Here is a 21,828-nt window from a genome sequence, read left to right as displayed (position 1 = left end):
CTATGTGCGGAATTGTTGCATTGTTAGTCAAGACATCTTCGCTGCGGGAAAAGCTTGGCGAGCTGATGGTGCCCATGCTGATCGGCATGACCGAGCGCGGCCCGGATTCAGCGGGATTGGCGGTGTTCTCGGCGCCTGTGGAAGAACGCCACAGGAAGATCAGCGTCTATGCCGGCTACACCGATGACGGCGAACGCTATGACTGGAATCGCCTGGCCGACGCATTGAATGCGGCCCTCGACGTGCACGCAACCGTGCAGGCACAGGGAAACCATGGCATCGTGACCTTCCGCGGCGGGCCAGAGCGCGTCAAGGACTGGATCGCCGCGAACGACCCCAAGCTGCATGTGTTCTCGACGGGCCGCAGCATCGACCTCTACAAGGACATCGGCACCCCGGCTGAAGTGGCAGCCCGTTACCGCTTCGCCGAACTCCAGGGCAGCCACCTCGTCGGCCATACCCGCATGGCCACCGAATCTGCCGTCACGCCCGATCGCGCACACCCGTTCACCGCCGGCGAGGACTTTTGCCTGGTGCATAACGGCTCCCTGTCGAATCCCAACGGCATCCGGCGCATGCTGGCGCCCCATGGCATCCACTTCGACACCGACAACGACACCGAGGCGGCAACGCGTTTCCTGGAATGGCGGCTGCGCGAAGGCGACACGCTAGAGCAGGCGCTGCAGGCAGGCTTTGATGTCCTGGATGGCTTCTACACCTTCCTGATGGGAACGCCGACGGAACTGGCGCTGATCCGCGACCCCTTCGCCTGCAAGCCCGCGGTAGTGGCCGAAAGCGACGACTACGTCGCCATCGCGTCGGAATTCCGCTCGCTGGCCCACCTGCCCGGCGTCAGGCACGCCCATGTTTTCGAACCAGCACCCGAGGAGATGTACGTATGGAAAGCGTGAAGTTTGACCTCGCGGTCACGCCGCTGCGCGAAGTCAACCAGTACCTGCACAAGGACGTGCCTGCGCAAGGCGGCTTGCGCGTGCAGATCGACAACCCGAACGGCGCGCACGCGATCGCCGCCGGATTGAATGCGCCTGTCGACGTGGTCATCGAAGGCCATGCCGGCTACTACGCCGCCGGGATGAATCAAGGCGCCACCGTGACCATCAACGGCAGCGCCGGAACCGGCGTCGCCGAGAACATGATGAGCGGCAAGGTCCACGTCAAGGGCTTCGCCTCCAACGCCGCAGGCGCCACTGCCCACGGCGGGCTGCTGGTGATCGACGGCGATGCCGGCCTGCGTTGCGCGATTTCGCTGAAGGGCGCCGATATCGTCGTCGGCGGCTCCGTCGGCAGCTTCTCGGCGTTCATGGCACAGGCGGGCAACCTGGTGGTGCTCGGCGACGCCGGCGAAGCGCTGGGCGACTCGCTCTACGAAGCCGCCATCTATGTGCGTGGCAAGGTGAAGAGCCTGGGCGCCGATTGCGAAGAGAAGACCATGGGCCCGCGCGAACGCGTGGTGCTGGCCGGCCTGCTCCACCGCGCCGGCCATGTGGATGTCGACCCGTCGTCGTTCAAGCTGTACGGGTCTGCCCGCACGCTCTACAACTTCCATGTCGATAACGCAGGAGCCTATTGATATGAATGCCCCGACCCAACTGCAGGACCTGGCATCAAGTTCCACCCAGACTCCACCGCGCTATTCCGCGACGTTCGACCCGGCTACCCTGGCCGAAATCCGGCGCGCCGCGGCCACCGGCATCTACGATATCCGCGGCGGCGGCGCCAAGCGCAAGCTGCCGCATTTCGATGACTTGCTGTTCCTGGGCGCCTCGGTCAGCCGCTATCCGCTGGAAGGCTACCGGGAGAAGTGCGGAACCGACGTCGTCCTGGGAACGCGCTACGCCAAAAAGCCGATTCACCTGAAGACGCCGGTCACCATTGCCGGCATGAGCTTCGGCGCGCTGTCCGCCCAGGCCAAGGAGGCACTGGGACGCGGCGCCACCATCGCCGGCACGAGCACGACCACGGGCGACGGAGGCATGACACCGGAGGAGCGCGGCCAGTCGCAGACGCTGGTGTACCAGTACCTGCCCTCACGCTACGGCATGAACCCCGACGACCTGCGCAAGGCTGACGCCATCGAAGTCGTGATCGGACAGGGCGCGAAACCCGGTGGCGGCGGCATGCTGCTGGGACAGAAGATCAGCGCGCGCGTGGCAAGGATGCGATGCCTTCCCGAAGGCATCGATCAACGCTCGGCATGCCGGCATCCGGACTGGACCGGCCCCGACGACCTCGAGATCAAGATCCTCGAACTGCGGGAAATTACCGACTGGGAGAAACCCATCTACGTCAAGGTTGGCGCCACCCGCCCCTACTATGACGTGGCCCTGGCGGTCAAAGCCGGCGCCGATGTGGTGGTGCTCGATGGCATGCAGGGTGGCACCGCCGCGACGCAGGAAGTGTTCATCGAGCACGTGGGCATCCCCATCCTCGCGGCCATCCGGCCCGCGGTGAAGGCGCTTCAGGACCTGGGCATGCATCGCAAGGTTCAGCTGATCGTCTCGGGCGGCATTCGCAACGGCGCGGACGTCGCCAAGGCCCTCGCCCTTGGAGCAGATGCCGTTGCCATCGGCACGGCTGCACTGGTCGCGCTGGGGGACAACGACCCGCGCCATGCCGGCGAGTACCACAAGCTCGGGACCGTTCCGGGGGCTTACGACGACTGGCATGAGGGCAAGGATCCCGCAGGCATTACCACGCAGGATCCGGAACTGGCTTCTCGCCTGGATCCGGTACAGGCCGGGCGGCGCCTGGCAAACTACTTGTCGGTCATGACGATGGAAGCGCAGATCATCGCGCGTGCCTGCGGCAAGTCGCACCTGCATAACCTGGAGCCCGAAGACCTCGTTGCACTGACCATCGAGGCGGCGGCGATGACACAGGTGCCGCTTGCCGGGACCGCGTGGGTGCCCGGGCAAGGTGGGTACTGAGTTCAAGTGGCACCCAAAAAAGCCGCCCACGCCAGTTACGGCCATTGGGGGAGCTGGCGTGGGCGCGAAGACCACCGGATGCGGCTCCAGCGGCAATACGATGCTACGCAAATCCGCCTGTGGCGACTGCCAACAATTGTGTCGGCGGCCGTAGCATGGCTTGCGGCCGATGCTGTGCCGCTCAGGCCACCGGCAATTCGATACGGAACTCCGCCCCCGCCCCAGCCGCACTGCGCACGCTGGCCTTGCCGCCATGCCGCTCGGCCACGGCCCGCACCAGCACCAGCCCCAGACCCGCGCCTTCCGGCGCGCCCTGCTGCCCCTCATGCAAGCGCGCGAACGGTTCGAACAATCGTGCCTGGTCCGCCTCGGCAATCCCCGGCCCATGGTCCTGCACGGCAACGACAAAGCTGCCCGGCTCACGCGTGAGCGAGACCGTCACGGTCCCCGCTTGCGGGCTGAACTTGATCGCATTGCTGACCAGGTTGGCGATGGCGCGCGCCAGCAGCGTCGGTTCACCCTGCAGCACCGCGGGCTCGTCAGGCAGGTCGATCTGCAGCGTCACGTCGCGGGCCTTGGCCAGTGCCCAGAGCTGGTCCGTCGCATCCAGCACCAGGCCACCCAATTCCACTTCCATGAACGCCAGGGTCTTCGACTCCGCGCGCGCCACGCTGATGAAGTCGTCGGCCAGCGTCATCGTGCGGCGTGCATGGGCGGCGATGCGTGCCAGCACGCCGCTGTCCGTGGCGACGTCGCCGGCGGCTGCCCCATCGCGCCGCGCGCGGCGCTCATGCAGCTCGATCAAGGCCAGGATCGATGCCTGCGGCGAGCGCATGTCGTGCGACAGGAAGCGCAGCATCTGCTCGCGCTGGCGCTCGGCAATGCGGATCGCGGTGATGTCGATCACGCTGACGATCAGGCCGGCCACGGCGCCGGCCTCGGCGTGCAGCGGCGCGCCATGCAGCAGGTAGCGGCGGTCGCCGCGCCCGGCCACCTCGATGCCGCCGTCGGGAACCGGGACCGGAGCGATGCGGGCGCCGGCGTGGCGGTCGTGCAGCGACTGCCAGTACGCCAGGGCCGGTGCCGGCGCGGGAAAGATTGCCTCGATCAGCGCGCGGATGGCGGCCCGCGGCGGCCCGGCCGCGCCCGGCGCATGAGCGGGCTCGCCGTCCAGCACCGCGGGCGCCAGCGCCACGCAGCGCCGGTTGGCCAGCATCACGCCGCCATCCAGGTCGCAGATCGCGGTGGCATCGGGCAGGCTTTCCAGGCCATCGGACAGGAAGCGGCGCGTGCCGCGCAGCTGCGCGCTCATGCTGTAGACGGCGCGCATGCGGCTGTCGAGCGTGGCGCCGGTATGGCGCGGCGCGGCAATCAGGCCGGGTTCGCGTTCCAGCCGCGCCAGTTCGTCGGTAAGGAAGCGCAGGGCCGCCTCCTGGCGCAACCAGCTCCACAGCGGGTAGAACAGCACGCAGCCCAGCGCCGCGGCGGCGGGTGCAAACCATAGCCGCGCCAGCGCCAGCAGCAACAGCGAGCCGCCCAGCAGGGCCGCCAGCAGCAGCCCGGTGGCCACCAGCGCGCCGCGCGGGGGCAGGCGCAGCGCGGCCAGTGCGGCCAGCAGCACCGCCAGCAGCGTGCCGCCGACCTGCCACGCGCGCGGCACCGCCACAATGGCATCGCCGTCGGTCAGCGCCTGCACGGTATTGGCCAGGATCTCCACCCCGCTCATGCCGCGGCCATCGCGCGACACCGGCGTCGGCAGCACGTCGCCCATGCCGGTGGCGAGCGCGCCGATCAGCACGGCCTTGCCGGCAAAGATGGCGGGGTTGGCGCGGCCATCCAGCACGTCGCGCGCCGACACGCGGGCAAAGGTGCCGGGCGGGCCGGCATACGGGATACGCAGGCGGCCGCTGCGCTCCCAGCCGTTGGCTTCGGTGATCCGGGCCGGCTCCTGGCGCGCGATGCCGGGCGGCTCGGCGGCGCGACCGAACGCCGCCATCACCGCGGCCAGGTGCGGCACGCCGGCGGCGGCCACCGGATGGGGCCCTTCGCTCAGATAGACCTGGCGCGCCACGCCATCGGTATCGACCACCATGTTGATATGGCCCACCGCGGCGCCCAGCCCGGCCAGCGGGTAGCGCACCAGCATGCCGGCGGGGCCGGATTCGGCCACCACCGGCAGCACCACGTTGCCGGCCCGGGCCAGGCTGCGGGCCAGCACGGCGTCGTCTTGCGGATAGCGGGTGTCGCGCTCGGACAGGATCACGTCCATGCCGATCACGCGCGGCCGGCCGGCGGCGATGCGCTCGACCAGCTGCGCCAGCACCGCGCGGCGCCACGGCCAGCGGCCGATGGCGGTGATGCTGGCGTCATCGATGCCGACGATGACGATGTCGTCGCGGGCCGGATGGTGCTGGGCGCTGATGGCGATGTCGTAGGCGGCCAGGTCGGCGCGCTCGGCCCAGCCCTGGCGCGCGGCCAGCACCACCAGGGCCAGCACGGCAGCAAGCAGCAGGCACCATTCGATCAGTGTGCGCTGCCCGAAAGCGTGCCCGGGCGCGGCCGGTGCCGGGCCTGGCGCGTCAGTTGAGCCGGATGCGGCCACCACCGTCCGGCCGGTCGCCCGACCCGATTGCGCCGCCCTGCGAGTCGCGCAGGAGGGCATTGACTTCAATGCGCTGCGGCGCGGAGAACGCCGCCGGGTCAGGTGTCACCCCCGGCGCCGCACGTGCCACGCGGATGAAATAGACGCCGGGCGCGGGGCGCGGCAGGTCAATGGCATTGGTGGTGGTGTGCTCGTCGGCCAGCAGTGTGGCAAAGCCGGCATCGGCCGACACCTGGACCCGGTAGCCCGCGCCGGCGCCGCTGCCCTCGGGCCAGCCGATATGCAGCGCGCCGCCGTCGTCCTGCAGGGTCGGCACGGGCGGCTTGGGTTCGACGCTGAACGGGACCGCGTCCGACCACGGGCCCGGCCGGCCCGCCGCATCGACGCTGCGCACGCGCCACCACCAGCGGCCCGGCACCAGCGCTTGCGTGGCGGCGGGCTCGGAGGCCGCCTGCACCACGGCGTCGCGCGTAAAGGCCGAATCGGCGGCCAGCGCCAGTTCGTAGCGCGCCGCGCTCGGCACGGTGGCCCATTCGAAGGCGACGGCTTCGGCATAGCGCACCGCGTCGGCGGCAGGCTGCTGCGTGAACGGCGCCGGCGGGTTCAGCCGCACCGACACCGGTGCCTGGGCGTCATGGCCGGTCAGCTGGTGCTTGTCGATGGCACTGACGCTCAGGTACAGCGTGCCCTCGGGCAGGCCGTCGACGCGCGCGGTCGTGGCAGTGGCGCCACTGGCGGTGCCGGTCCAGACCAGTTCGCTCAGCGCCGCATCGCGCGCCACCAGCACGCGGTAGGCGGTGGCGCCCGGCACCGGCTGCCAGGCGGCTTCGAAGGACGGGCCCAGCACGGTATCGGCCGGGGGCAGCAGGGCCGGCGCCGGCAGCAGCGCCACCGGCTGCGACAGCTTGCCGCCGGCCGACACGCCGATGCCATAGCCGGCACCGACCGAAGCCGCCGCGGTCATGGCACGCTCTGCTGCCGGCCTGGCGCGGGCACCCCGCGCCGCACTGACGCCGACGCGCCCTTCCAGCACCTCGCTGCGGCTTCCTGCCGTGTCGGCCGAGACCCGGTAGCGGGTGCCGCGCACGCCGGTCACCATCATCGGCGTATGCAGCTCGAAGCGCCCGACGCCGCCGCCCTGCGGTGCCACGCGCGTATCGGCGGCACCCTTCTCGATGCGGATCACGGTGTCGGTCAGGCCGCTGCGCGCGAACATGCGCAGCCGGCTGACCGAGAGCGTGGTGGCCGGCGGCACCGTGACGCGGCTGCGGTCCGGCAACTCCAGCGTGACCGAGCCGCCCGCGGGGGTCTCGATGCGCGTGGTTTCGTCCAGCGTCATGCCGGCCTGCACCGGCCGGCCATTGGCGCGGACCGCGCCGGCCACATGGACCACACGCGCCGACGCGGCCTGCTCGGGAATCTGGCTGAGCGGGATGCGCAGGCGCGAGCCGGGCACCAGCCGGTACGGATCGGCCACGCCGTTCAGGCGCTGCAGCGTGCGCCACCCCTGCTCGGACGCCATGTAGCGCGAGGCCAGGCCGATCAGCGTATCGCCCGGCTCCACCAGGTAGATAAAATCGGCGCCTTCCGCGCCCGCGGGCCCGGCATGCGCCGGAACCGCCATGCCGGCCAGCAGGGCCAGCGCGGCACCACCGATCACCTTACGCATCCGCCCCGGCCTCATCCGCCTCCACATCTGCCGCGGAAGCCTCTTCAAAGCGATAGCCGTGCGAGTACACGGAGGTCAGCCGCACGCCGTTCTCGGGGCGCAGCGCCAGCTTGAGGCGCAGCCGCGAGATATGCGTATCCAGCGTGCGCGAGCCCGCGCCCATGGCGCGGCCCCAGACGGCCTGCTCCATCACCTCGCGCGCCAGCAGGCGCCCGGTATTGCGGAACAGGAACAGGGCCAGCTCATATTCTCGCGGGGACAGCAGCGCCGGCTCGCCGCCGACGGTGATGGTGCGCGCGTGGGTATCGACGATGTAGTTGCCGCGCCGGATCAGCTCCACTTCCTGCGCCGCCTCGGGGTAGGCACGGCGCAGCAGCGAACGCACGCGGGCGATCAGCTCGCCGGCGCGGATGGGCTTGAGCATGTAGTCGTCGGCGCCCACGGTGAGGCCGTCGACGATGTCGGATTCGGCAGTGCGGCTGGTGACGAACAGGATCGGCGGCATATTGCCGGACTTCTGCCGCACCCAGCTGACCAGCTCATAGCCGCTGGTGCCCGGCAACTGCCAGTCGACCAGCAACAGGTCATAGGCGCGCTCGCGCAGCGCGCGCAGAAAATCCGCGCCGTTGGCGTAGGACTCGCACTCGAAGCCGGCTTCGCTCAATATCTGCCGGATCAGTTCGGCCTGATCCGGATCATCCTCCACGGAGGCAATTCGCATACCTCTACATCCTTCTGCCAGCTTCCGACTGCAACTGCGGTCTCTGCCACGGCATGTCGACGGCTCGGCCGGCAAGTCATTCCTCATATTCACCCCCAGGGGGCGCGGCCGTCGATCTGATCCGACGGGCCAGGCCGAAGCCCGCCGGCTGCCGCCATGTTACCCAATCGCAGGCCCTTCCGTCGAGATGCCCCGACGAGGGGTGGTGGCGGCAACTGCGCCGATCCCTCCGCGATCGTCTTTCGATCTGCATCATCCTTGCCGCCATCGCGCCGCCCGGGGAGCCGGCCGGCGCGGCCCCGGCAGGGCCTATTGCAGCATGTAGGTCTCGTACTCCAGCCGGTCCAGCTTGCGGTCCAGCAGGTACAGCGCCAGCGCCACCACCACCAGCAGCGACACCGCAAAGCCGTAGCCGTACCAGGCCGGCCCCAGGTGCAGCGTCAGCAGCGTCAGCGCGAAGTTCAGCACCACGAAGGTCGCGGTCAGCAGCAGCACCTCGCGGCGGCGGTCCAGGTAGAAGTAGATGTTGAGCACCCCCAGCAGCACCACCTGCAGGCTGGCGCCGATCACGTCCACGTAAAGCAGCGGCAGGTACAGCTCGGAAATGCCCAGCAGCCGCAGCACCCACACGCCCACCGCGAACAGCAGCAGCGCGGCGATGGCCTGCACCTTGACGATCTCGTACAAACCCAGCCGGATGGTCTGGACCATGGTGTTGCGCATGTCCTCGATATGCTCGAGCGAGCTGCCGCCGCGCACCGCGTTGTAGAACGCGTCGTAGTACTCGACGAAATCGGTCTCGATGCGCACCAGGAACACCGCCATGCCCGGGATGATTGCCAGGTAGGCCAGGAACACCGGGATGTCGTAGATGATCGACGCATGCAGCGGCCCGATCACCTGCTGCCCGGTGGAGGGCGCGTACCAGAACATGAACTTGTCGATCCAGATGCCCAGGTTGTAGAGCAGGCCGATCGCGACCAGGCTGGGGTAGGCATGGCGGCGCTGGAACACCTCGAACGACATGAACTGGCGGCTGGTGTAGTTGCGGTAGATCAGCGTCACCATGCCGGTCAGCAGGCACAGCTGGCCGGCGGCGAAACCGCCCAGCAGCCCTTCCAGCCCGTGGCCGCGCAGCACCAGCGCGGCGCCGACCGAGATCGCGTAGCCCAGCAGGAAGGTCCACACGATGGCCTTGTACTGCTTCATGCTCGACAGGAAGATCGCGGCAATCCAGATATTGCTCAGCACCACGAAGCCCGCCACCATCAGCAGCCGGTACAGCACCGACTGCTCGCCGAAGCTGAATACCGCGCACGCCACGCCGATGCCGCCCGACAGCACCGTCGCCAGCAGCGCCACCGCGTGGTAGTTGCTCAGGACCAGGTGGTCGCGCTTCTCGAACAACCGGTCCGAGGTGAAGCGCGTGAACGCCAGCTGCATCGGCCCGGTCAGGATCAGGCTGCCGGCGATCAGGTAGGTCACCGACACCTGGAACTGCGTGATCAGCGAGCCCGGCACCACGAAGGGCAGGCTCAGCATGCCGATCAGCAGGATGCCGACGATCGACAGGATCCATGGCCCGGAGCTGATGATGCCGGCATACGCGTAGGCGCTCAGCATGCCCGACAGGTTGTCCCGCCGCAGCATCTTGCGCAGCTCGAATCCAATGCCAGCCATGCTCAGGCTCCTCCGTGGACCGGGCAGCGCGCGGGGTTGCCGCCGCCCTGCCGCTCAGGTCCGCCATGCCCGGCGCCGTCTGCCTGCGCCATCAGCCGTTGATACAGTTCGCGGTAGCTGCCCACCATGCGGTCCTGGGTGTAGTAGCGCTCCACGCGCGCCACGCCGGCGGCCTGGGCCGCCTGCCAGCGCGCCGGGTCCTGCAGCAGCCCGAGCGCCGCCGCGGCCAGGGCCGCGGGGTCGGCAATGCGCACCACCTCGCCGGCCGAGCCCAGCGCGGCGTCGTCGCCGGGCAGGCCGAACAGCAGCTCGCGGCACGAGCCCACGTCGGTGGTCACGCACGGCACGCCGGCGGCAAAGCCTTCCAGCACCACCAGCGGCAGCGCCTCGCTGATCGAGCTCAGCACCAGCACGCCCACCTGCGGCAGCAGCGCGTCGATGCGCTGGAAGCCCAGGAACTTGACCTTCTGGCCCAAGCCCAGGCTCTCGGCCAGGCTGCGGCATTCACGCGCGTAGTCGGGATCCTCGTCCTCGGGGCCGGCGATCCAGCCTTCGGCGTCGGGGTACTCGCGCACCACCGTCAGCATGGCGCGGATAAAGGTCTTGACGTCCTTGATCGGCACCACCCGGCCAATCAGGCACAGCACCGGCGGCACGCCCGGCTTGCGGCGGGCGCGCAGCGGCGCCAGGCGCGGCAGGTCGATGCCATTGGGGATGCTGCGCGTGCGCACCTCAGGCGCGCCGTCCTGCACCTGGCGGCGGCGATTGCCCTCATACAGCGCGACGATGTCGTCGCCGGCGTCGTAGCAGACCCGGCCGATGGTCTCGAAGAAGCGCACCCACAGTTCGCGGAAGTAGCTGATCTGGGAGATGTCGCGCTCGAACACATTGCGGTTGTCGCGGATCCACTGGCTCTGGAACAGGTCGATCTTGCGTTCCTTGGTGTAGATGCCGTGCTCCGACACCAGCAGCGGGCGCTGGTTGCGGTGGCGCAGCAGCGCCCCGAGAAAGCCCGCATAGCCGGTGGAAACCGTGTGGTAGACGCGCGCCGGGATCAGGTTGTCGGCAATGCGCACCAGCTGCCACAGCGGCTTGTGCATGATGCGCACGGTCCAGAAATAGTCCGTGAACGACGGGTCCGTGCAGAAGCGCCGGTATTGCTCGGTGATGGTCTGCCAGGCGCGGCGGCTGTACAGGAAGGCGTCCTCGCCCAGCGCCCCACCCTCGCGCAGCGCCGGCATCAGCTCGCGCATCATGGCGCCGGCCTCGGCCTCGCGGCCCGGGTCGCGCAGCAGCTCGTGCAGGCGGTCCGAGGCGTCGAACGCCTTGGCATCGCCGGTGCTGCCCTGGACCAGCGGCGGCGGCGGGAAGTCGTACAGGTAGTGCGTTTCCAGGTGTACCACGTTGGGCGGCAGCTGGTAGGCCATGTCGCCATAGTCCTCGCGCCGGCTGCCGATAAAGACGATGCCGAAGCGCAGGTCCGGGAACGCGCGGATCATCTGGTTGACCCAGCTCGACACCCCTCCGCTCACATACGGGAAGGTGCCTTCGAGCAGCAACATGACGTCGGCCGACGTCGCTTTTACCAGGATCTTGCTCATGATTGCCAGTACCGCAGCAGGGGCCGCACCAGCGGGAGCGGCGAGGGGCTGTCAAACGATGCCATCAGCTGGCGCACCGCGGCATAGTCGCGTTCCAGGTAGGCGGCCTCGGCCAGGTGCGGCAGCACGCGTTCGCGCGCGAAGCCGAGGGATTCGGCGCGCTGCAGCCATTCACGCGCCTCGCGCGGGGCATTGCGCGCCAGCGCCAGGCGTCCGCGCATGTACCACAGCGAGGCATTGCTGTCGTCGTACTGCAGCGCCGCGCTGGCGTAGCGCTCGACCTGGCTGGCAGTGTAGCGGTAGACGTCGCCCTGCACCAGGTTCTGGTAGATCAGTTCCCAGTACAGGTCGGCCAGCCGCTTGCTGATCTCGGCGCGCTCGCTGGCGCTGTTGGCGCTCTCCAGCCGCGGCAGCTCGGCCAGGATCTGCTGGGTCAGCTGCTTCTCGGCGCCGTCCAGCATGCCGTAGGCCAGCAGCCGCACGTCGTCGACGCTGTCGGCCAGCAGTTCGCGCAGCACCGGGCTGGCGGTGCGCGCCGGCATCGACTGCATCGCCACCAGCGCGGTCATGCGCTCGGGCAGGGGCGCGCGCGCATTGCCCAGCTGCGCACGCAGGCGCGCGCCGCCGCCGTGGGTGACGCGCGACATCAGGTGCGTGACGAACTCGGGCAAGCCCACGGTGCCGATGCCGCTGGTGTCCACGCGCCGCGGGAACAGCTTCGAGAACAGGTAGCTGCCCAGGCACACCAGCGCGCCGCCCAGCGGCACGAAGAAGCAGAACAGCGCGAGAAAGCCATAGCTCCATCCGAACGGCACGCGAAAGCGCCGCGGCAGCAGGCGCCACAGCAGCAGCGCCGTCAGCGCGGCGGCCACCGCCTGCATGCCGAAGAAGGCCAGCAGCAGCGCGGTGCTGTTGCCGGCGCGCGCCAGCAGCGCCAGCGCGGCGATCTGGGCGACGAGCCCGCTGGCGCCGAGCTTAAACATGAGGCGCTTCCCCGGCCGGCAGCGTGGCCGGCGCGATCGCGCCATCCACCTGGGCCCGGCGCAGCAGCTTGACCAGCGCGTCTTCCGAGCCGGCGCCGGGCACCGCCAGCGTATAGACGCCGATGCCCGCACTGGTGAAGTCGGTGCCGAACTGCGCGCGCAGCATGTCTTCGATGCGCACCAGGTAGGCCGCCACCGCCTGCGCATCGGACAGCGGCATCAGCGTCAGCATCGCGCGGTGATGGGCGTTGACCACCGGCCACGCCACATCCAGCGCGCGCCGGCTGCGCACCACCTGCTCGAACAGCGCATCGCGCTCCGGATCCGCGTCGAACACCAGCGCCACAACCGAGCTTTCGATGCCGGTCTCGCGCCGCAGCCGCGACAGCCGCGCATAGTCCAGCGCAAACGGGTATGGGCAGGCCGGCAGCGCCGCCTGGATGGTGCGGGTGGCGCCGGCGTGCTCCACGCCGTCGGCGTAGTAGCCCAGCAGCACCATCAGCATCTGCAGGTTCTCGTAGGTCAGCGACAGGAACGGCATGCGCTCGACCACCAGCAGGCCGATCAGGTGGTCGGAGCCGGCCAGCACCGGCGCCACCGCCACGTAGCGCGTCTGCGCGCCATGCTGCAGGCCGTCGGCGCTCAGGTGCGCCAGCTGGCGCGTGTCCAGGCAGTGGCGCACCAGCGGGTCGGTGGTGTCGAGCGTGAATTCCGGGCCGATGCTGGCGACCGGGACGCCACCCACGTGCTCGCCATCGCAGGCATGGAGCGCGGCTGCCTCAAGCTGGCAGGCCTGCGCCACCACCTGCAGCATCGGCTGCGCACCGGCCAGCACCTGGCCGGTGCGCGCGGCCTCGTCCAGCGCCACGCTGCGCAGCTGCGACAGCGTGTCGCGCAGCGTGGTGGGCCGCGCCAACAGGTCGTTTTCCAGCCGCTCATGCGAGATGCGCAGCAGGTAGTGGTTCTTGGTCAGCGCCGCCAGGCGTTCGTCCAGGTAGCGGTTCACGGCGCGGGCGCGCGCCAGGCGCGTGCCCCAGATATCGCCGAACTGTCCGGCCACCAGCACCAGCAGCAGCCCGCCGAGGAAGAACAGGCGCGGGAAGGGCCCTGCCATCACGCCGGTCTGCTGGTAGAAGTACCAGCCGCCCAGCAGCATCAGCACGCTGCCCACGCCGATCAGCGTGCCATAGCGCAGCGCCAGGATCACCGGCAGCAGCCAGGCCCACGGAAAGCCCATGCCGAGCAGCAGCGGATTCTGCGGCAGCACCAGCCACGCCAGCCCCATTGCGGCCAGCATGGCCACCACCAGTTCCACCACGGCCGCGCGCCCGCTGACCGCCGGCGCCAGCAGGCGCGCATAGCGCCCACCCAGGCCGATGCCCTGTCCTTGCCGCGCGCGATATGTCTTGTCAGCCGTATTGGCCACGCTCATCCCCTTGCTTCAACCATTGCATCGCCGCATCGGTGTGCAGCCTCTTCCTGGTGGCTTGCCGCCGCCTCAGCCTTGCATCAGCGGCGCCAGCAGGCGACGCAGCAGCTTCTGCGCGGTGCCCGACAGCGAGGCGCGGCTCCAGCCGCTGTCGCTGCCGGTGGCCGACCACACCACTTCACCGCTGTTCACGTCCAGCAGCTGCAGCGAGATGCCGACCGCAGGCTCGCCGTCCACGCCCACCTTGTAGCGCCATTCCTGCACCGCGCCGGTCAGCGCGTAGCGGGCCTTCTCGGCACGCGCCCATTCCAGCGCCTTGCCCACGGCTTCGCGCTCGGCCGGCTCGAACAGCGTTTCCGGGTTCAGGCTGGCCGGATAACGCTTCAGGCTGGCCACGCCGCCGGTCTTCAGCAGGCTCTCGGCAATCGCCTCGGCGCGCAGGCCGGCCTGCGGCGTCTCGGTGTAGTTCACGATCGGCAGCACCGCGATGGTCTCGCCGCGGGCCAGCGCCGGCGCGCGGCCGACATCCGTCACCGCACAGCCTGCCAGCCACAGGGCCGCGCCCAGCGCGCCGCACCATGCCGCCAGCCGCCTGGCCACTGTCTTGCCCGTCATTGCCGTGGTTTGCTTGTTCATCTTCATCCCCTTTTCCATGTCCTGTTGTTACCCGATCCCTGCCATCCGCTGCCGCCGGCTCAGTACAGCCAGCGATAGCGCATTCCCAGTTCCGTCAGCGGCCTGCCACCGTTGCGCGCCGCGGTCTCATGCGAGATATACAGCGCCAGGTGGTCGTTGCCGAATACCGATCCGGCCACCCCGCCCTGCACGCGGAAGTTCTGCCGTGCGCGCGTGTCGCGCAGCAGCCCCACTTCACCGAACGGCCGCCACTTGCGTGTGTATTCGTCCAGCAGCTCAGTGCCGAAGCCGAACAGCACGCCGGCCTGCGTGAAGCCCTGCGGCATGTAGAACGCCGGCGTGGCTTCGTCGCCGACCGGCACCAGCGACGCCATGCGCGGCGTCAGGCTGCCGCCGTTGGCACTGTAGTTGGCATGCGTGCCGACCACGCGCACGGTGTAGTCCGGATACGAGGTGCGGATCCTGTAGCCGGCCTCGACGTCATAGACCATGCCATGCCCCAGCGCGCTGCGGTCCTGCCCGCGGAAGCTGCTGTACTCGATGCGCGCGCCGACGAACTCGCGCAGGCCGAGGCGCCAGGTTGCGCCCAGCCCCACGACGTCCTTGGCCCCGCCCACGCGCAGCGGCGCCGATTCGTCGGCCGGCTGGTTCAGCCCGGCCAGCGTGCTGAACTGCAGCCGGCCCTGCTGGTTCCACTCGCCGAAGAAGCGCGCGGTCGCCATTGTGTCCAGCCCCTCGCGGTAGCCTGCCGTGGCACGCCAGCGCTTGCTGTTGTCGCGATAACCCAGCGACAGGTCGGCGCGCCGGTCGGACGACGGCACGTTCACCAGCTGCTGCGGATCGGTGCTGCGCTGGTCGCGCCAGGTGCCGCGCAGGTTCAGGTCATACCCGTCCCACAGGCGCACGCCACCCGCGAGGCTGCCTTCGGTATATTCCAGCGGCTTCTGGTGCATGAAGCTCACGCGCGGCTCGATCGCCTGGGCGTTGTAGAGCAGCGTCTCCTGCAAGGAGTCCTGCAGCGTGTCATCGGAACGGGCCCGCTCCTGGGTTTCGAAGGCCAGCGTCTGCGCGGCGCTGATGCGGTTCAGTTGCTGGTTGGCCTCGATCTGGTTGGCCACCGGCACGCGGCCGGCCTGGCGCTCCAGGATACGGTCAAGGCTGTTCATGTCCTGCCGGTCCAGCGCGATCGCCACCTCGGCATAGGCCGGTCGCTGCAGCCGGTTGACGTACTGGCGGGCCAGCCAGCTTCGCGCCAGTTCATTGGATTCCGCGGACATCGCCCATGCCAGCGCGGCATCGCGCCCGGCAGCGGACAGCGCGGCATCGCGGCGGGCCGCATTGCGCGCGACCTCCGCGGACGCGGGCGCGGTTGCCGCCTCATGAAGCGGCGGCAGCCCGGCCACCTCGCCCAGCTGCGACGGCGCGCCCGCCATCGGCGGCACCAGTTCGCGCGCCGCCGTGGAAGCGCGGTCCGCGCGCAGCATCTGGATCACCAGCGCGCGCGAGACATCGCCCGAGGCAAAGATCTGCCCCAGCGCCACGGTCTGGCGGCGCAGGTCCGCGCGCGAAGGCGCGCCGGACTCGTTCTCGTACTCTTCGTCGCCGTCGGTGTTGTCGGGCCGCAGCCGGGCATAGCGCACCCCGCCCTGGGACCAGCCATGGTGCAGGTCGATCCAGGCCTGGCGGCGCACGCGCCAGGCCATGTCGGTCTGGCCGATGGCTTCATAAGCATCGGCCATCAGGCTGAGCCAGAGCGGATCGGCGCTCTTGCCGTCGTTGAGCTTGCGCAGGTAGTGCATGGCCGCGCGCCCGTCCTGGAAACGCATATGGCCCGCGGCGAAGGCGCCCCACAGGTCGGGGTTGTCTTCCGCGTCGTCCTTGACGCGGCGCATCACCGCGCGCACTTCGGTATCGCTGCCCTGGTCGACCAGCGTCCACAGCAGCGCCGCCAGCGTTTCGCTGTCGGCATCGCGCAGGCCCGCGGCGCGGCGCAGGTCGGCCAGGGCGTGGTCGCGCTGGCCGGTCACGCGGTAGTACTCCGCGCGCCGCATCAGGAAGCGGCTCGACTGCGCTGCCGCCTGGCGCTGCTCGGGCGTCATGTCCTGCAACAGGCGCCCGATACGCCGGTAGGCGTGGGCACGCGTGTAGTAGTACAGAGCCAGTTCCAGCGATTCCGGCTTGCCGCCGCGGCGCCAGTCGGCCTCGGCGATGCGCCCGGCGTCGATCGGGGTCTTGTCGTAGTAGGCGATCAGGTTGGAGAAATCCGCCTCCTGCGTGTCGCGGACCTCGTCCAGGCAGTCGTTGCGCGCCGGGCCCGCCGGCCTCTCCATGCAGTGCTCGTCCTGCGTCTGCGCCGCCGCCAGCATCAGCTGGCGATAGCCGTCCTTGAGCAGGTCGTCGCGCTGGTTCAGCCGCGCCAGCTCGGTAAAGGTGCGCCAGTAGAGGATGTCATCCTTCCCGGCCGTGGCACGCGCCGGCAGCATGGCGTCCAGCGCCTGCGCCAGCTTGCCGCGCACATAGAGCAGGTTGGCGAGCTTCAGCGCATAGGCGGGGCGCGGGCCGAAGCGCTGCTGCATCTGCGTATAGATCTGGAACGCGCGCTCGTCCTTGCCGGCGCGCTCGGCCAGCGCGGCGTGGCGTTCCATGATGTCGCGAGCCCTGGGGCCGTGGCTCAGGCCTTCGAGGAAGCGCATGGCCTCTTCCGGCTCGCCCAGGCGTTCGTACGCAGCCACCACCTCGTCCACGGTCTTCAGGTCCGAGCCGCCCGCGCGGTGGCGCAGCGCGGCCAGGTAGGCGCGATCGTCGGACAGGCCCGGGGCGAGCCGCATCACTGCATCCCACGCGCGCTCGTCGTTGGTGGCGCGGGCATAGTCGAGCCAGCTCTTCAGGGCCACGGCCGGCTGGCGGTTCCATTCGGCCACCTGCGCCAGCCGTTCGCGCCAGATCGCCTCGCCCGGCAGCCGGCGCACCGCGGTCTCGGCCACGCGCTGCGCCTGGTCGAGCTTGCCGGCTGACAGGAACACGCGATAGGCGAGTTCGTAGTCGTCGGCGTTGAACGGCTTGTCGGCTGGCTCCGCCGGCGCCTGCGCGGGCGCAGCAGCTTGCGCCGCAATCTTGCGCGTACCCAGCTGGCCGGAGGCGGCCAGCGCTTCACGCAAGGCCAGGCCGCGCGGCCCGTCGAGGAAGACCAGGCCGCGCTCGGCCCACGGCTGGCTGGCGGCGATACGCCGCGCCTCGGCCTGGCGTGCGGCCAGCGCCGCCGGGCCGGCATCGCGCGTGCGCGCCGAAACCTTCAGCAGCCGCTCGACATAGCGGCTGGCCTGCTCCGGCTTGTTGGCCGCCAGCGCCAGCTTCGTCAGATAGCGCAGCACCTCCGGATCGTCCAGCAGCTTGCCGCCGTGGCGCTCGGCCTGCGCCAGCGCTTCGTCCAGCAGGTTGCCTGACTGCAGCGTCTGCACCGCCTTCAGGAACAGCGCGCGCCGCTCGGCCAGCGTGGTGGCGGCCGCCTGCTGCGCGAACAAGGCGTTGGCGGCGTTGCGATAGTCGCCGCCCGCGATCGCCATGTCGGCCAGCTGGCGGTTCCAGAAGGCCGCGTTGTTGCGGTCCTGGCTGGCCAGCGCCGCATAGAACTTGCGCATCGCGTCCTGGGCGCCGGCCTGGCGCGACTGCGTGGCCAGCGTTTGCAGGTCGGCCAGCCCCCAGCTGCGCCCGGCAGCCTGGTCCAGCAGGCTGCGCAGCTGCACCAGGTTCTGTTCGCGCTCAGGCGTATCCGGCAGCGCGGCCCAGGCGCGCTGCTGCGCGATCTCGATGCGCGTGCGCAGGATCTGGCCCGACAGGTCGGTGCCCTGCACCGCCTGCATGCGCGCCAGCATGGCCTGCGCCTCTTCCAGCCGGCCGGTGCGCGCGTATTGTTCGGCCAGCACGCCCATGAAACCGGGGTCGTCGGGCGTGACCTTCCACCAGGCTTCCAGGTAGGCCATGGTCAGCCCGTCGATGGTGCGGCCCTGGCCCAGCAGGCGCTCGCGCAGAGTCTCGCGCGGGAACATCAGCGCCAGGCCGATCCCCACCATCGCAGTGAAAGTCAGCACCAGCGCCGGCGGCAGCAGCCGCTCGCGCTCAACCGGCGCAGCGGACTTCGACTTGTTGCCTGGCATGGTTCGGATCGGTGACGGGTGCGGTATCCACGCGCAGCGTGTTGCGCTCGCGGACGGCCTGTACGGGCTTGCCATCGACGCTCACACGGCAGTTGCCGGCGTTGGCAAGACGGAAGAATGGCTTGAAGTAGCCGCTGAAGGCGAAGCGCGTGACGCCATCGCGCTGCGACCATTCGCGTACGATGCCGTTGGCTTCGGCCAGCTGCGGCGCGGCCGGGGCGGTGACTGTGTCGCGCACGGCGAAGCGCGCATCGCCGCCATCCAGGTGCAGGTAGACGCCGCCGCCCGGTGCCGGCGAGGTGCCGGTCACGCCGTGCGCCGCGCCCACGTCGGGCATGCCCGCGCCGCTCCAGCGCAGGTTGCGCAGGTTGCCGTCGCCGCGAACGATCCATTCAGCACCGGTGCCGCCCGGCTGGCCGTCGCCCACATCCCGCGCCACGGCCATGTCCTGCCAGTCGAGCACCTTGCGCACGTAGTCGGTGGAGTGCAGCGGCAGCAGCGGCTGCGCCAGCACATAGTCATAGACCTTGCGCAGCGCCTTCAGCGACGCGGCCTTGGTGCCCGAATAGCTGTGGTAGTAGATATTGACCGGCTTGAAGCGATAAGGCTTGTCGGTCAGCTCGTAGGTCTCGATCACGCGCTCGAAGCCGTAGAACGGGCCGTGCCAGAGGTTGGTGTAGACGTTCTCGTTCTGGTTGGGCGCAAACACCTGGAAGGTGCCGCCGGGCTTGTTGATGCCTAGCGGCGCGATCGCGGTCCAGCTCGGGTTGCTGCGCGTGATCAGCGTATCGCCGCCGTTCATGTTGAGCACGCGCGCCTTCTCGGTGAGCCGCAGCGCCTCGGCCGGCGGCTGGCAGTCGCCCGACCACAGCAGCATGCTGACCGGCTTGCCGGCCGGCGCCAGCGTGCGGTTGATGTAGTCGATGGAGCCGCCGATCTCGCGGTTCAGGTCCATGCTGTAGCCGGGGATGCTCAGGTGGAAGGCCTCGTCGCCCTCGACCACCGCGGCGCCGCTGGATTGCGTTGGCTGCCCTGGCTGGGCCGGCACGGTGCGCGACCACTCGAACGGATGCGAGAAGGTATGGCTGGCCACCTCGACATAGGGCTGCGCGAAGATCTTGCGCGCGATCGGCTCAAGCTCGGCGCTGAGCCTGGGGTACATGCCGTCCTTGCTGACTTCGCCCTGGATCACCGACATCGTCATCGGCAGCCGGTAGCGGTCGAAGATCTCCCGGAACAGCACCTCGCCGGAGAAGCCGCCGCCGGGAATCTCGGCGCGCGAGGCAAAGCCGTCGCCGTCGATATGGATGGTCAGCAGGCGCCGGCCGTTCTCGGTGGTGACATCGGGCACGGGCATGGCGGGCAGGCGCAGCGCCGCGCGCAGGAAGTCCAGCGGCTGCACCACCCAGCGGCTCTGGCCGTTGCCGTTGCCGCTCTGGCGCACCGCATACGGCCCCAGCACATAGCCGCCCCACGGCGTGATCGCGGCGGCGTCATAGGTCAGCGTGCCCGAACGCAGGCGCAGCAGCGAACGGTAGCCGGCGCCGTCCGGCACCTGGATCGCTTCGGCCTGGGTGCGGTCGGGGGCCACCGGCATCTCGAAGCCCATCATCCGGTCCTTGGCCAGCACCTCGACCGGGCCCGACACGCGGCCCTTGACTGCCTTCAGCCCGAAGCTGCGCGCCACCGTGCCGCTCACGCTGGTGCCGAAGTCGTTGAGGAACACCACCGGCATGCCCTGCGCCATGCGCGCCTGCACCCAGGCATGGAAGCGTCCCGGCTGCGCCGTGACATTGCCTGACAGGTACACCACCACGCCGGCGTAGCGGTCCGGCCCGATCTCGGGCAGGTCCTCGCTGGTCTCGGCGAAATCCACGCGATAGCCAAGGTAGTTGAGCGGCATCGAGACAAAGCGCACACCCTCGGAATCATCGATCGACACCCCGGGGCGGCGCTCCTGCACCACCAGCACGCGCCGGGGCAGCACCTCGACCTTGCCGATGCCGACCGTCTGCAGCCCGGGATCGGCCACATAGGGCGTGATCCCCAGCGCGCGGATGCGCTGCGCGGTTTCGCGTGCGCAGCGGCGGTCCGCCGGCGGACAATAATCGATCGAGATCACCGGCAGGCGGTATTGCTCGCGGATGGTGCGCGCCTGCGCCAGCAGCCAGTCGCGGTCAGCCTGCGCAACGTCGACATAGCGGCCCTGGGCCTGGTTCCAGCCGCGGAACAGCGACTCGAAGGCAACGGCATAGGCCAGGTCATGCACCTGCGGCAGGATCTCGAAGCCGCGGTTGAAGACCAGGCGCGCCTCGGGGTAGCGCGCCTTGATCGCGCGGATCACGCGCACCAGCCCCGCTTCCTGCCGTGCGCGCTCGGCGTCGGTCCTGGCGGCAAGCTGGTAGGAATCGAGGGTATCGAGGAAAAAGCCACGGAAGCCGCGCTGCCACAGCGGCGCGATCACCTTGTCGACATAGAAGGCGGGCCAGCCGTCGGCTGCCTGGTCGATGACCGGCGCGTTCCAGGCGTCATTGCGCCCGACGAACCAGGCCTTGGGGATGTCCTTGAAGTAGGCGCGGCTCTCCAGCACCTCGCCCACGCTGACATAGGCAAACCAGGCCGTGGCCGGCGTCGCCGCCTGGCGCGGGTCGAAGCCGCTGTCGGGCTCGACCACGGCGATGTCGAAGGCTTGCAGAGCGTCAACCGGCGGCTTGGCGCCGTAGTGCAAGGCGATCGACGGCATGGATGGCGCCTGCGCCGCGGGCGCCGGCGCGGCCGCAGCCGTCGCCGCCCCGAGGGCCAGCGCCAGCGCGATGCCGTGCACCCGCTGCGCCATGCGCATCCCTACCCACCCCGATCGGAACGGCATGCGGCCGCCCCGGTTCCCTTGTGCTTCCTCCAGCTGCTTCACAGGCTTACTTCCCCTTGTCTGCGCACGCCGGCAAGTGCCTCACGCACGACATTCCCTGAGGCGGTCGCTGCCGCCTTGTGTCCGACTGTGGATCTCAGAATCGGAAAAATCTGATGGTATCCGGAAACGAATGCTAGGACAGACGCATGGATCACATTGTCAACAATTGTCCCAACACTGAGACATTGAGCCGGCTCGCGCGTTAACGCGCGCCACCGTGCTGCGGGCGCACGTCAGCCGCGCTTGCGGTACGGGCGTACGGCGGGCGCGGCTCGGCTCGGCTCAAATGCAAACAACGAAAACAGTCCAGGTCCCGTGCGCGACGGGTGGTGGGGCTGTCCGCAACCGAAATTCCGGACAGCTAGGTTTGAAACGCCATGATGTTCCCCGTTCCGAGCTTTTATGTATGGGCCCGCATACAGTGGGCGCGCTCATGTATGTCTATGCACGACGCGAGCGCGGCCACCGGCCTGGCCTTTATTGTCAGCATAATG

13 protein-coding genes are annotated in these 21,828 nt (G+C 69.5%); 3 read left to right on the top strand and 10 right to left on the bottom strand.

Annotated elements, in window-relative coordinates; translation table 11 throughout:
- Positions 1-2: 2 nt before the first annotated feature.
- Genes AC1Q6V_RS11375 through AC1Q6V_RS11365 form a run of 3 tightly spaced genes read left to right on the top strand, consistent with a single transcriptional unit; the run spans position 3 to position 2,948 of the window.
- On the top strand, positions 3-911 hold the full coding sequence (locus AC1Q6V_RS11375; protein ID WP_454751051.1) for a class II glutamine amidotransferase domain-containing protein: 909 nt from the start codon (positions 3-5) through the stop codon (positions 909-911).
- Positions 899-1,591 carry a GltB/FmdC/FwdC-like GXGXG domain-containing protein gene (locus tag AC1Q6V_RS11370; RefSeq protein ID WP_010810943.1) on the top strand — a complete coding sequence of 231 codons (693 nt, stop codon included), beginning with the start codon at positions 899-901 and terminating at the stop codon, positions 1,589-1,591. The genes AC1Q6V_RS11375 and AC1Q6V_RS11370 overlap by 13 nt, the downstream gene beginning before the upstream one ends.
- Position 1,592: 1 nt before the next feature.
- Positions 1,593-2,948 (top strand): FMN-binding glutamate synthase family protein, encoded by a 1,356-nt coding sequence (locus tag AC1Q6V_RS11365; protein ID WP_010810942.1) that lies wholly within the window; start codon positions 1,593-1,595, stop codon positions 2,946-2,948.
- A gap of 181 nt (positions 2,949-3,129) precedes the next feature.
- Here AC1Q6V_RS11365 and AC1Q6V_RS11360 read toward each other — a convergent pair whose 3' ends face one another.
- The 10 genes from AC1Q6V_RS11360 to AC1Q6V_RS11315 all read right to left on the bottom strand — a co-directional run bounded on the left by AC1Q6V_RS11360 (position 3,130) and on the right by AC1Q6V_RS11315 (position 21,292).
- Positions 3,130-5,553 carry a CHASE2 domain-containing protein gene (locus AC1Q6V_RS11360; protein ID WP_454751050.1) on the bottom strand — a complete coding sequence of 808 codons (2,424 nt, stop codon included), beginning with the start codon at positions 5,551-5,553 and terminating at the stop codon, positions 3,130-3,132.
- A complete protein-coding gene (locus tag AC1Q6V_RS11355; RefSeq protein WP_454751049.1) occupies positions 5,528-7,219 on the bottom strand; it encodes a FecR family protein in 1,692 nt (563 codons plus the stop codon). The genes AC1Q6V_RS11360 and AC1Q6V_RS11355 overlap by 26 nt, the downstream gene beginning before the upstream one ends.
- A complete protein-coding gene (locus AC1Q6V_RS11350; protein WP_010810939.1) occupies positions 7,212-7,940 on the bottom strand; it encodes a response regulator transcription factor in 729 nt (242 codons plus the stop codon). Before AC1Q6V_RS11350 ends, AC1Q6V_RS11355 begins: the two co-directional genes overlap by 8 nt.
- Before the next feature lie 309 nt (positions 7,941-8,249).
- Positions 8,250-9,620: an exopolysaccharide Pel transporter PelG gene (gene pelG / locus AC1Q6V_RS11345; protein ID WP_010810938.1), complete on the bottom strand. Its 1,371-nt coding sequence runs from the start codon at positions 9,618-9,620 to the stop codon at positions 8,250-8,252.
- A gap of 2 nt (positions 9,621-9,622) precedes the next feature.
- Positions 9,623-11,221, bottom strand: coding sequence for a GT4 family glycosyltransferase PelF (pelF, locus tag AC1Q6V_RS11340; protein ID WP_010810937.1), 1,599 nt, complete (start codon positions 11,219-11,221; stop codon positions 9,623-9,625).
- Positions 11,218-12,204, bottom strand: coding sequence for a tetratricopeptide repeat protein (locus tag AC1Q6V_RS11335; RefSeq protein WP_010810936.1), 987 nt, complete (start codon positions 12,202-12,204; stop codon positions 11,218-11,220). Before AC1Q6V_RS11335 ends, pelF begins: the two co-directional genes overlap by 4 nt.
- Positions 12,197-13,636 (bottom strand): PelD GGDEF domain-containing protein, encoded by a 1,440-nt coding sequence (locus AC1Q6V_RS11330; protein WP_454751048.1) that lies wholly within the window; start codon positions 13,634-13,636, stop codon positions 12,197-12,199. The genes AC1Q6V_RS11335 and AC1Q6V_RS11330 overlap by 8 nt, the downstream gene beginning before the upstream one ends.
- Positions 13,637-13,702: 66 nt before the next feature.
- On the bottom strand, positions 13,703-14,269 hold the full coding sequence (locus AC1Q6V_RS11325) for a penicillin-binding protein activator LpoB (protein ID WP_340530739.1): 567 nt from the start codon (positions 14,267-14,269) through the stop codon (positions 13,703-13,705).
- Between the two features lie 59 nt (positions 14,270-14,328).
- Positions 14,329-18,423 carry a tetratricopeptide repeat protein gene (locus tag AC1Q6V_RS11320; protein ID WP_439669371.1) on the bottom strand — a complete coding sequence of 1,365 codons (4,095 nt, stop codon included), beginning with the start codon at positions 18,421-18,423 and terminating at the stop codon, positions 14,329-14,331.
- The gene (locus tag AC1Q6V_RS11315) at positions 18,386-21,292 is read right to left on the bottom strand and encodes a bifunctional glycoside hydrolase/polysaccharide deacetylase family protein (protein WP_454751047.1); all 2,907 of its coding nucleotides are present in this window, start codon (positions 21,290-21,292) and stop codon (positions 18,386-18,388) included. Before AC1Q6V_RS11315 ends, AC1Q6V_RS11320 begins: the two co-directional genes overlap by 38 nt.
- Positions 21,293-21,828: the final 536 nt, after the last annotated feature.

This window comes from Cupriavidus sp. GW823-FHT07B10, assembly GCF_058794355.1.
This window is presented reverse-complemented; position numbering and strand designations above follow the sequence as displayed.